Genomic DNA, 11,240 nt, shown 5'->3' on the forward strand with positions numbered 1-11,240 from the left:
GGCCAGGCGGGCCGGTGAGCGCCTCCCGGCCGGTGACGCAGGTCCCCGCCTCGTCCGTCTCCCGGTACGACGCCGAGACCGACGTACTCGGCTTCGGCTTCGGCTGCGCGGGCGCGGCCGCGGCCTTCGAAGCGGCCTCGGCCGGCGCCGAGGTCCTGGTACTGGAACGGGCCGGCGGGCCGGGCGGCTCCTCGGCCCTGTCCGGCGGCGAGCTCTACCTCGGCGGCGGCACGCCGGCCAGCCGGGCCCGTACTGGGTGATCGTCGACGAGGAGGGCTACGAGTCCGTGCCCGAGGCGGAACGCTGGGGTGTGCTCCCGCAGTTCGTCGGGGAGACCCTGGCCGAGCTGGAGGAGGAGCTCGGGATGCCGGCGGGTGCGCTGGAGTCGACGGTGGGCACGTACAACAGGTACGCCGAGGAGGGCCAGGACTCGTACTTCCACAAGGACGCCCGGTGGCTGCGGCCGCTGCAGGGGCCCTTCGCGGCGATCGACCCCCGCCTCGGCTTCAACCCCGGGGAGAGCGGGAACACGGGCGCCGGGACGGGTGTCGCCGGATTCACCCTCGGCGGGCTACGCACGACCGTCGACGGTGCGGTGCTGGACGTCTCCGGCACCGCCGTTCCCGGGCTGTTCGCGGCCGGCCGGGCGGCGTCCGGCATCCATGGCGAGGGATACATCAGCGGTACGTCGCTGGGTGACGGCACGTTCTTCGGCCGCAGGGCCGGGGTGGCCGCGGCCCGCGGATAATTCTCCGGTACGACGGTACGACGGTGAAGGGCCGGGCCCTCCCGCTCACATGAGCGGGAGGGCCGGCCCTTCACCGTCGTACCGCAGCGACCCGTTCCCTCACTCCTGGAGCACGGTGATCGCACCGCTCAGCGCGGCCTCCCGGATCGTGTCACCGAGCGAACGGCAGCCTTCGAACGCGCCGCCGTTCGGTCCCTCGCCGGGGCCGCCGGCCTGCCGCTCCGGGCAGCCCAGCATGGCCTGCGCGTCCCACTGCACGCTCGTCTGCTGCCAGCTGCTCTTGCGCACCCGGACCTGGTTGCCGCACCGCGGGCAGGACAGCGGCAGCATGGGCGCGCCGTCGGTCAGCCGGTTGTCCTCGCGCGGCATCAGACGGGCCGGCTCTCGGCCGCGGCCTTGCGGGCGAGGTTGGCCTCGACCTCCTTCTGCCAGGCCTCGACGGGACGGGTGGTGTCGAGCTCGAACTCGAAGCGGTCCACCATCTCCGGCTTGACGTCGGCGACATCGACGTAGAACTGCTCGTACCAGCGGCGCAGTTGGTAGACCGGCCCGTCCTCCTCGCACAGCAGCGGGTTGTCGATGCGGGTCTTGTTCTTCCAGATCGCGATGTCCTGTTCGAAGCCCAGCTTGATGAAATCGGCCATGTTCGTGGCCAGCTTGTCGGCTTCCGTGCCCTCCAGGCTGTCCGAGCGCTTGACGATGATGCCGTACTGCAGGACGAAGCGGTCGGCGCTCACCGGGTAGTGACAGTTGATCAGGACGGACTGCACATCGCCCGTGTCGTAGTGGTAGGTGAGGTCGTCGATCATGAACGACGGGCCGTGGTAGGACGCCACCGATGTGCTGCCGGTCGTTTTCGGCTGGCCGTTCTGCGCCTGCGGGCGCGCGTCCGGGCGGCCCGTGCCCCGCATGAACTGGGTGGCGGTGTGACCCTCGAAGACGTTCTTGAAGAACGTCGGGAACGAGTAGTGCACATAGAAGAAGTGCGCCATGTCCACGACGTTGTCGACGACTTCGCGGCAATTGGCGTCCACGACGGTCTCGTACCAGATCCAGTCGGTCCACGAGTCGCTCGTCGCCCCCTCGATACGGGGGATCGTGACGTCCGCCGGAGGCGGGTTCCCCTCGGGGTCGTTCCAGACGAAGAGCATCCCGTCCTGGTCCAGGGTCGGCCAGGCCGCCGTACGGGCCCGGAGCGGCACGCGCCGGGCGTACGGGATCTGCTTGCAGCGGCCGTCCCCGCCCCAGCGCCAGTCGTGGAAGGGGCAGGCCACCTCGTTGCCCTTGACGGTGCCCTGGGAGAGGTCGCCTCCCATGTGGCGGCAGTAGGCGTCGAGGACACTGAGCTCGCCGTCGCTGCCGCGGAACACCACGAGCTTCTGGCCGAAGGTCTGGACCGAATGGGGCTTGCCGTCCTTGAATTTCTCCGACAGCCCCAGGCAGTGCCATCCACGGGCAAACCGGGCCGGTGCGGCCGCTGCCTCGATGGCGCGGACTCCGTCGTGTTCTGACTCGACTGCGGTCACGTTGTTCCCATCCCCTCAAGGACGCAGGGTCTCCAGTGTTCGGACGGTAGGACGGGGCGTTGCCGGCCCACCTGGGCAGTCCCACTGACCGGAATGCCACACGCCGGGTCCCCGGTGAACGGCGGTTCCGGTCAGCGGGACGGTGCCGACGCCGGTCACCGGGGCCGGGTATCGTCCGCCGCCCTGCCTGCGGGTCGTCCGAAAGAAGGGCCGTCATGAAGCGTTTCGAAGGTGTCGATGTCCTCCTCACCGGAGCGGGGTCCGGTATCGGCCGGGCCACGGCGATCCGCCTGGTGGCCGAGGGGGCGGCCGTGTTCGCCGTCGACCTCTCGGGCGAGGGCCTGCGGGAGACCGCCGAGGCGGCCGCTGGGCCCGGGCGGATCGTGACCCATGTCGCCGACATCTCCGAGGAGAGCGCCGTCGTGGACGCCGTACGGGCGGCCGCCGAGGAGCTCGGCGGCATCGATGCCCTGATCAACGTGGCGGGCATCCACCGGACGACCCCCATCGACCGGCTGACCGTCGCCGACATGCAGCGGCTGTTCTCCGTCAACGCCGTCGGAACGGCCCTGTTCTGCCGGGAGGCGCTGCGGCATCTGCCCGACCGGACGGGCGTCATCGTCAACGTGGCCTCGTCGTCGGCCGCGCACGGGAACCCGTACATGAGCGCCTACTCGGCGTCGAAGGGCGCGGTGCTGGCGTTCTCCTTGTCCCTGGCCGCCGAGGTGGTGCACCGCGGCATCCGCGTCGTGCCCGTCTCACCCGGCACGGTCGCCACGCCGCTGGTGGGGCCGCACGTCCTGCCGCCGGAACTGGACGCCGGTTACTACGGGCGGATCCGGTCGCTGCTGGGCGCCGCCGACCCGGAGCAGATCGCCGGCGTCATCGCCTTCGCGGCCTCGCGGGACGGGAGTTACCTCACGGGAGCGGAGATCAGGGTCGACGGAGGCTCACACATCTGAGGGGCCGCCCGTCCCGGCCGGCCGGCGGCGCGGAGCCATTGAGTGGGGCAGCCATTCAGTGGGACTGGGTCTTGCACCGCACAAGAACGAATTCTAGTTTTTGGGTGCGGTGCTGAACCCCGCGAGCCTCCCCGAGGCCGCGGCAGGCGCCGCGACCGAAAGGCCCCAGCCGTCCGCCAACCGACCCGGCCCGCCAAGGGCCGCCTCACACCCTACGGAGAACCATGCCCGAGGCCGTCATCGTCGAAGCCGCGCGCACACCGGTCGGGCGGCGCCGCGGAGCGCTGTCGGGGCTGCACCCGGCCGAGCTGCTGGGGCTGGCCCAGAAGGGCCTGCTGGAGCGCGCCGGAATCGCCCCGGACGCGGTGGACCAGGTGATCGGAGGCTGCGTCACCCAGGCCGGCGAGCAGTCCAACAACGTCACCCGCAACGCCTGGCTGCACACCGGACTGCCGCACGCCACCGCCTGCACCACCATCGACTGTGCCTGCGGCTCGTCCCAGCAGGCCGTGCACCTGATCGCCGGGCTGATCGCCTCCGGTGCGATCGACGTCGGGATCGGCTGCGGCGTCGAGTCGATGAGCCGGGTCTTCCTCGGACAGGCGCTCACCCCCGGCACCGGCCTGCCGGTGCCGGAGGACTTCGCACTGGACATGCCGGACCAGTTCACCGCCGCCGAGCGGATCGCACGCAAACGCGGCATCACACGGGCCGACGTGGACGCCCTCGCACTCGCCTCCCAGCGCAACGCCGCCCGCGCGTGGGCGGAAGGCCGCTTCGACCGGCAGATCATCGAGGTCGAGGCACCGGTGTCCGGCCCCGAGGGCCCGACCGGGAAGACCGCCGCCGTGACCCGCGACGAGGGCCTGCGGGACACCACGGCCGAGGGGCTCGCCCAGCTGAAGACGGTGCTGCCCGACGGCATCCACACCGCCGGCAACTCCTCCCAGATCAGCGACGGCGCCGCCGCCGTACTCCTGACGAGCGCCGAGCGCGCCGACCGCCTGGGACTGCGCCCGCGGGCCCGTATCGTCGCCTCCGGCATGGTCGGCTCCGACCCCTACTACCACCTCGACGGGCCCATCGAGGCGACCGACCACGTGCTGCGCAAGGCCGGCATGACACTGGCCGACATCGACGCGGTCGAGATCAACGAGGCATTCGCCTCCGTCGTGCTGTCGTGGGCGCAGGTCCACCGTGCCGACATGGACAAGGTGAACGTCAACGGGGGTGCGATCGCCCTCGGCCACGCGGTGGGCTCGACCGGTGCCCGGCTGATCACCCAGGCCCTCCACGAGCTGGAGCGCAGTGACAAGTCCACCGCGCTGATCACCATGTGCGCCGGCGGCGCGCACTCGACGGCGACGATCATCGAACGGATCTGAGGGACCGCCATGACCATCGGACTGACCGAAGAGCACCGCGACCTGCGCGACACCGTACGCACGTTCGGGAACCGGCACATCACCCAGGACGTCGTCCGCAAGGCCGTGAGCGCCGAGCAGGAGATGCTCCCGTCGTTCTGGCAGACCCTCGCCGGACAGGGGCTGCTCGGCCTGCACCTGCCCGAGGACGCGGGCGGTGCCGGCTACGGGCTCCTCGAACTCGCCGTCGTCGTCGAGGAACTGGGCCGGGCCATGGCCCCGGGCCCCTTCCTGCCCACGACGCTCGCCGCCGCGGTCCTGCACCGGGCAGGACACCGGACACATCTGGCCCATCTCGCCGACGGCACCACGATCGGCGCGGTGGGCCTGGGCGCCGGCAGCCTCACGCTCTCCCGCGGCGACGACGGCGCCGCGACGGTCTCCGGCGAGTCCGAACTCGTCATCGGCGGCCACCTCGCCGACCTGTTCGTGCTGCCCGCCCGCGACGGCGACCGCACGACGTGGTTCGTGCTCCCGCGCGCCTTCGCGGACACCACCGACGTGGCCGGCCACGACCTGGCCCGCCGCCCGTCCCGGGTGCGCCTGCGGAACACGGCGGTCCCGGCCACCGACGTACTGGCGGTCGAGCAGCAGCTCCCGCTCGACCTGGCCGCTGTCCTGTTCGCGGCGGAGGCCTCCGGCATCGCCGACCGGGCCGTCGCCGTCTCGGCCGAATACGCCCGGGTGCGCGAGCAGTTCGGCCGCCCCATCGGCCAGTTCCAGGGCGTCAAGCACCGCTGCGCACGGATGCTCGCGCTCGCCGAACAGGCCCGCGCCTGTGCCTGGGACGCCGCCCGCGCCGGCGAACCGGGCGCAGTCCAGGACCCGGCGGAGGCGTCCCTCGCCGCCGCCGTCGCCGGAGCGACCAGCGTCGAAGCGGCGTTCACCACCACGAAGGACGCCATCCAGGTCCTCGGCGGCATCGGCTTCACCTGGGAGCACGACGCCCACCTCTGGCTGCGCCGGGTCCAGACCCTGCGCCTCACCCTCGGCCCGACCGCCCGGTGGCGCCGCCGGGTGGCCCGGCTCACCCTGGACGGCGCCCGCCGCGATCTCGGCGTCGAACTGCCGCCCGAGGCCGAGGAGATACGCGCCGGCATCCGCGCCGAACTGAGCTCCGCGGCCGCCCTGGAAGGCAGGGAACGGCTCGTCCACCTCGCCGACCACGGCTACACCGCACCGCACCTGCCCGCACCCTGGGGGAAGGGCGCCGACGCCGTGACCCAGCTGGTCATCGCGGAGGAGATCCGCGCGGCGGACCTGACCCCCGTCGACATGATCATCGGCGGCTGGGTCGTCCCCACCATCATCGCCCACGGCAACGCCGCCCAGCAGGAGAGGTTCCTCGCGCCGACCCTGCGCGGCGACATCGTCTGGTGCCAGCTCTTCAGCGAGCCCGGAGCCGGTTCCGACCTCGCGTCCGTGAGCACCCGTGCGGAGAAGACCGACGGCGGCTGGCGGATCACCGGACAGAAGGTGTGGACCTCCATGGCCCGCGACGCCCACTGGGGCATCCTGCTGGCCCGGACCGACGCCGCCGCACCCCAGCACAAGGGACTGTCGTACTTCCTGCTCGACATGACCGCCCCCGGCCTGGACATCCGCCCGCTGCGGCAGATCACCGGCGAGTCGGAGTTCAACGAGATCTTCCTCGACGACGTGTTCGTCCCCGACGACATGCTCGTCGCACAGCCGGGCGACGGCTGGAAACTCGCCCGCACCACGCTCGCCAACGAACGGGTCGCCCTCTCCCACGACTCGTCGCTGGGGTCCGGCGAGGCGCTGCTCGACATCGCCGCCGCAGCCCCCCACGAGATGGACGACGAACGGCTCACCACCCTCGGCGGCATCCTCTGCGACGCGCAGTCCGGCGGCCTGCTCGGCCTGCGCACCACGCTGCGCTCGGTCTCCGGCCAGCAGCCGGGCGCGGAGGCCAGCATCGCCAAACTGCTCGGCGTCGAGCATCAGCAGCAGGTCTGGGAGACCGCCATGGACTGGCAGGGCAGCGCCGCGCTGACCGGCGAGGGCCGGCGTCACGACGCCACCTGGATGTTCCTCAACTCCCGCTGTCTGTCGATCGCGGGCGGTACGACGGAAGTCCAGCTGAACATCATCGGCGAACGCCTGCTGGGCCTGGACCGCGACCCCAGGCCCACCCCGAAGCGTGCCTGAAGACGCGACCCCGGCGCGGCCGGCCGGGCCGGCCGCGCCACCGGGCCGAAACCCCTCGTGAAGGAAGAACCACCATGCCCATCGACCGCCACAAGGCGCTGAGCGCGGACCCGTCCGTGCGCGAGATCAGCTGGAGCACCCGCGACGTGCTCCTGTACCACCTCAGCCTCGGGGCCGGTTCGGACGCCGCCACCGACCCGGAACTGCACCTGACCTTCGAGCGCGGCCTCCAGGTGCTGCCCACCTTCGCCCTGGTGGCCGGCTCCGGCATCTCGGCCGGAGAGGTGCCCACGATGTCCGTGAACATGCCCGGCATCGAGACCGACCTCCGCTCGATCCTCCACGCGGGCCAGGGACTTGAGATCCACCGGCCGCTGCCGGCCTCGGGCTCGGCCACGGTCACCTCGCGGGTCGCCGAGGTGTGGGACAAGGGGAAGGCGGCGGTGATCGTGCTGGAGTCCGCCGCGGCCGACCCGCAGGGCGAGCCGCTGTGGACCACCACCACGCAGATCTGGGCCCGCGGGGAGGGCGGCTTCGGGGGAGAGCCCGGACCGGAGACCTCCTGGGCGGCGCCGGAGCGCCCGGCCGACATCGTGCTCGAAACGCCCACCACCCCGCAGCAGGCGCTGCTGTACCGGCTCAACGGAGACCTCAACCCGCTCCACGCCGACCCCGAGTTCGCCCGGACGGCGGGCTTCGACCGGCCGATCCTGCACGGGCTGGCCTCGTACGGAATCGTCTGCAAGGCGCTCGTCGACGGAGTGCTCGACGGTGACGTCACGCGGCTGAACGGCTTCTCCATACGATTCGCGGGCTCACTGTTCCCGGGCGAGACCATCCGCACCTCGGTGTGGCGAGAAGGAGAGGGACTGGTGCTGCACTCCACCTGCCCCGAACGCGACAACGCCCCGGTACTCACCCACGCGACGGCGAAGGTCACCTCATGAGCACCGGAACCGACACCCGTACCGACGGTGAGACCGCCGCACGGCCGCCGCTGGTGGCCGAGGCCCACGACACCGGACTGGACGCGGCCGTCGCCGCGGCCCGCCGGGTGATCGCCGCGTTGCTGCTGGCCGGCGACCGGTCGGACGCCGACATGTCGTGCGTCGCCAAGCAGCTCCACGCGGTCGCGGACCACCTGGCGGAGCACGCTCCCGCCCGCGAGGAGCGCCTGGTCGACATGTGGAACGGCGAGGGGGTGACCAGGCACGACCCGGTCACCGGCCCCGAGAACGCCCTCGCGCCCCCGCTGAAGCTGTACGGCCGGGACGACGGCGCCATCGAGGGCACCGTCACCCTCGGCCTGCCCTACCAGGGGCCGCCCGGGCATGTGCACGGCGGCATCTCGGCGCTGCTCCTGGACCACACCCTCGGCGTCGCGAACCACTGGGGCGGCCCCTCCGGCATGACGGCGGAACTCACCCTGCGCTACCACCGCCCCACCCCGCTGTTCGAACCGCTGACGGTCACCGGCCGCCAGGTCCATGTGGACGGCGCGAAGATCCGCACCGTCGGGACCATCTCGGCCGGCGGCCGGGACTGCGTGAGCGCGGAGGGCCTGTTCATCGCCAAGCACCTGGCCCGCCCGCGCTGAACGCCCGGCCGGCGCACACCCGCACACGAAGAGCCGGAGCACACCCGCACACGAAGAGAGGCAGTCCGGTGGGAAGTCTTGAGAGCAAGGTCGCGGTCGTCACCGGGGCCGGACAAGGAGTGGGGCAGGGCATCGCCCTCGCGCTCGCCGCCGAGGGCGCATCGATCGCCGTCCTCGGGCGGACACCGCAGAAGCTCGAAGCCACCTGCGAACTGCTGCGGGCCCGCGGCGTCCGGGCCGAACCGTTCGTCTGCGACGTGAGCGACACCGACCGCGTCCCCGGGGTGGTGGACGCGGTCGCCAACCGGTTCGGCGGCATCGACATCCTGGTCAACAACGCGTACACGGGCGCCTACGGCCCGCTGCTGTCGATGAGCGACGCGCAGTTCCGCAAGGGCTTCCACAGCGGCCCCTTCGCGACCTTCGCCTTCATGAAGGCCGCCCACCCCCATCTGAAACGACGGGGCGGCGGCGTCGTCGTCAACCTGGTCACCTCGGCCATGGTCCGCTGGGATCTGCGCAACTACGGCGCGTACGCCGCCGCCAAGGTGGCCGTCCGCTCCCTGACCCGCAGCGCCGCCTGCGAGTGGGGGCCCGACAACATCCGCGTCAACGCGGTGGCACCGCACGCCGTTTCGCCCGCGTACGAGAAATGGCAGACCGCCAACCCGGAGGAGGCCGCCGCGTTCTGCGAGTCCATCCCGCTCGGCCACGTCGGCGACTGCGAGCAGGACATCGGACGGGCCGTGGTGATGCTCTGCGGACCGGACGCCCGCTATCTCACCGGCGCGACCGTGCCACTCGACGGCGGCCAGGCCAACTTCGACTGACGTACCGCTCGTTCCCCCCGGGGTGCCGGACGGACCCTGCGCCTCCCGGTCAGCGGGACCGCCCGCACCAGGGGAAACCCTCCCGGCTAACGTCGCGGTCAGCACCTTGACCGGTGCGCCGGCGGAGGACCGGAACGAGGACCGGCCGACGGGTCAGGACCGCGCGAACTCTCCGTCGTGCCACGCCCATCGAGGCATCAGCGCATCACCATTCACGGCGGGCGTCCCGGCGCGCACATCTGCACGCGCCGACGCCCGCACCGACAGCGGGAAACCCCGGTCAACGGGTGAGAGGGACCGACGTTGCCACACGAGACGATTGCCGACCTGCTGCTCGCCAGGGCCGGGGACGACCACGTGGGTCTGCGCACCCGCGAGCGCAGCTGGACCTGGGACGAGGTCGTCCGGGAGAGCGCGGCGCGCGCATCCTGGGCCAGGTCGCTCCGCACCGAGGGGCCGTTCCACATCGGTGTACTGCTGGACAACGTGCCCGAGTTCATCTTCTGGCTGGGCGGCGGCGCCCTCAGCGGCGCGACCGTCGTCGGCATCAACTCCACCCGCCGCGGCGCCCAGCTCGAACAGGAGGTGCGGCACGCCGACTGCGGGCTGCTCGTCACCGACCGTGCGGGCCTCGCACTGCTCGACGGCCTCGACACCGGCGTGGACCGTGACCGGGTCCTGATCGTCGACGAGCCGGGCTACGCGCAGCAGGCGGCCGCGTACGCCGCCGACCCGGTCCAGGACCCGGCCGTCACCGCGGACACCCGGATGCTGCTGCTGTTCACCTCCGGTACGACGGGCGCATCCAAGGCGGCGATCTGCTCGCAGGGCCGACTGACCGCGCTCGCCGGCGCCAACTGCGCCAAGTACGACATCGGCCGCGATGCCATCTGCTACTGCGCCATGCCGCTGTTCCACGGGAACGCGCTGATGATGCTGTGGGCTCCCGCCCTGACCGCCGGTGCCACCATCGCCCTCACCCCCAAGTTCTCGGCCTCCGGCTTCCTCCCGGACGTCAAGCACTTCGGAGCCACCTTCTTCACGTACGTCGGCAAGGCGATCGGCTACGTCCTGGCGACACCCGAGCAGGGCGACGACGGCGACAACCGGCTGACCCACGCCTTCGGCACGGAAGCGTCCCCGGAGGACCAGGCCGCCTTCCTGCGCCGCTTCGGATGCCGGCTCATCGAGGGCTACGGTTCCAGTGAGGGCGGCGGCATGCTCAAACAGGCACCCGGCGGCCCGGTGGGGGCGCTCGGCGTGCCCGCCCGCGAGAGCGTCAGGATCGTCCACCCGGAGACCCGCGAGCAGTGCCCGCCCGCCGTCCTCGACGAGCACGGCAGGGTGAAGAACCCGGAAGAGGCCATCGGGGAGATCGTCGACACCGAGGGCGCCGCCAGGTTCGAGGGCTACTACAAGAACGACGCCGCGAACGCCGAACGCGTACGCCACGGCTGGTACTGGACCGGTGACCTCGGATACGTCGACGAGTCCGGCTGGTTCTACTTCGCGGGCCGTTCCGGCGACTGGATCCGTGTCGACGGGGAGAACACCTCGGCGTTGCTGACCGAACGGATCCTGCGCAGACACCCGGCCATCGTCGCCGCCGGAGTCTTCGGCGTGCCCGACCCCCGCTCCGGCGACCAGGTGATGGCCGCGGTCGAGATCCCCGAGGGCACACGCTTCGAGGACCTGCGCCTGCCGGAGTTCCTGTCCCGGCAGGAGGACCTCGGCACCAAGGGCGCACCGCGCTTCGTCCGGGTCTCCCACGCCCTCCCGAGCACGGGCTCCAACAAGCTCCGCAAGAAGGAGATGCAGCTTCAGGGCTGGCGCACAAAGGACCCGGTCTACCGCTGGGCCGGACGCGGGGAGCCGGACTACGTACCCATGACCGACGAGGACAAGACGGCACTGCGCGGCGAGTTCCTCGCCAACGGGCGCGCGCGCTTCCTTCCCTGACCACGCCCGTCGGCGACAACGA

Annotated in this window: 11 protein-coding genes; 9 read left to right on the forward strand and 2 right to left on the reverse strand. The window is 71.8% G+C overall.

Annotation, left to right across the window (positions count from 1 at the left end; all coding sequences use genetic code 11):
* Positions 1–14: 14 nt before the first annotated feature.
* Positions 15–260, forward strand: a complete 246-nt coding sequence (locus OH735_RS33730; protein ID WP_406385435.1) for a hypothetical protein — start codon at positions 15–17, stop codon at positions 258–260.
* Positions 257–748, forward strand: coding sequence for an FAD-binding protein (locus OH735_RS33735; RefSeq protein WP_406385436.1), 492 nt, complete (start codon positions 257–259; stop codon positions 746–748). Before OH735_RS33730 ends, OH735_RS33735 begins: the two co-directional genes overlap by 4 nt.
* Positions 749–847: 99 nt before the next feature.
* Here OH735_RS33735 and OH735_RS33740 read toward each other — a convergent pair whose 3' ends face one another.
* Both OH735_RS33740 and OH735_RS33745 read right to left on the reverse strand, forming a co-directional pair.
* Positions 848–1,117, reverse strand: a complete 270-nt coding sequence (locus OH735_RS33740) for a ferredoxin (RefSeq protein ID WP_406385437.1) — start codon at positions 1,115–1,117, stop codon at positions 848–850.
* The gene (locus OH735_RS33745) at positions 1,117–2,274 is read right to left on the reverse strand and encodes a Rieske 2Fe-2S domain-containing protein (protein WP_406385438.1); all 1,158 of its coding nucleotides are present in this window, start codon (positions 2,272–2,274) and stop codon (positions 1,117–1,119) included. The genes OH735_RS33740 and OH735_RS33745 overlap by 1 nt, the downstream gene beginning before the upstream one ends.
* Before the next feature lie 215 nt (positions 2,275–2,489).
* Between OH735_RS33745 and OH735_RS33750 the strand changes: the two genes are divergently transcribed.
* The 7 genes from OH735_RS33750 to OH735_RS33780 all read left to right on the forward strand — a co-directional run bounded on the left by OH735_RS33750 (position 2,490) and on the right by OH735_RS33780 (position 11,218).
* A complete protein-coding gene (locus tag OH735_RS33750; RefSeq protein WP_406385439.1) occupies positions 2,490–3,236 on the forward strand; it encodes an SDR family NAD(P)-dependent oxidoreductase in 747 nt (248 codons plus the stop codon).
* Positions 3,237–3,460: 224 nt separating this feature from the next.
* Positions 3,461–4,621, forward strand: a complete 1,161-nt coding sequence (locus OH735_RS33755; RefSeq protein ID WP_406385440.1) for a steroid 3-ketoacyl-CoA thiolase — start codon at positions 3,461–3,463, stop codon at positions 4,619–4,621.
* A gap of 9 nt (positions 4,622–4,630) precedes the next feature.
* Positions 4,631–6,832, forward strand: a complete 2,202-nt coding sequence (locus tag OH735_RS33760) for an acyl-CoA dehydrogenase (RefSeq protein WP_406385441.1) — start codon at positions 4,631–4,633, stop codon at positions 6,830–6,832.
* 74 nt (positions 6,833–6,906) lie between these two features.
* The gene (locus tag OH735_RS33765) at positions 6,907–7,779 is read left to right on the forward strand and encodes a MaoC/PaaZ C-terminal domain-containing protein (RefSeq protein WP_406385442.1); all 873 of its coding nucleotides are present in this window, start codon (positions 6,907–6,909) and stop codon (positions 7,777–7,779) included.
* Positions 7,776–8,429: a PaaI family thioesterase gene (locus OH735_RS33770; protein ID WP_406385443.1), complete on the forward strand. Its 654-nt coding sequence runs from the start codon at positions 7,776–7,778 to the stop codon at positions 8,427–8,429. The genes OH735_RS33765 and OH735_RS33770 overlap by 4 nt, the downstream gene beginning before the upstream one ends.
* Positions 8,430–8,497: 68 nt before the next feature.
* Positions 8,498–9,259 carry an SDR family NAD(P)-dependent oxidoreductase gene (locus tag OH735_RS33775; protein WP_406385444.1) on the forward strand — a complete coding sequence of 254 codons (762 nt, stop codon included), beginning with the start codon at positions 8,498–8,500 and terminating at the stop codon, positions 9,257–9,259.
* 303 nt (positions 9,260–9,562) lie between these two features.
* Positions 9,563–11,218: an AMP-binding protein gene (locus OH735_RS33780; RefSeq protein ID WP_406385445.1), complete on the forward strand. Its 1,656-nt coding sequence runs from the start codon at positions 9,563–9,565 to the stop codon at positions 11,216–11,218.
* The last annotated feature ends 22 nt before the right edge of the window (positions 11,219–11,240 follow it).

Origin of the sequence: Streptomyces sp. NBC_01618 (assembly GCF_045209435.1) — a bacterium.
Lineage (GTDB): Bacteria > Actinomycetota > Actinomycetes > Streptomycetales > Streptomycetaceae > Streptomyces.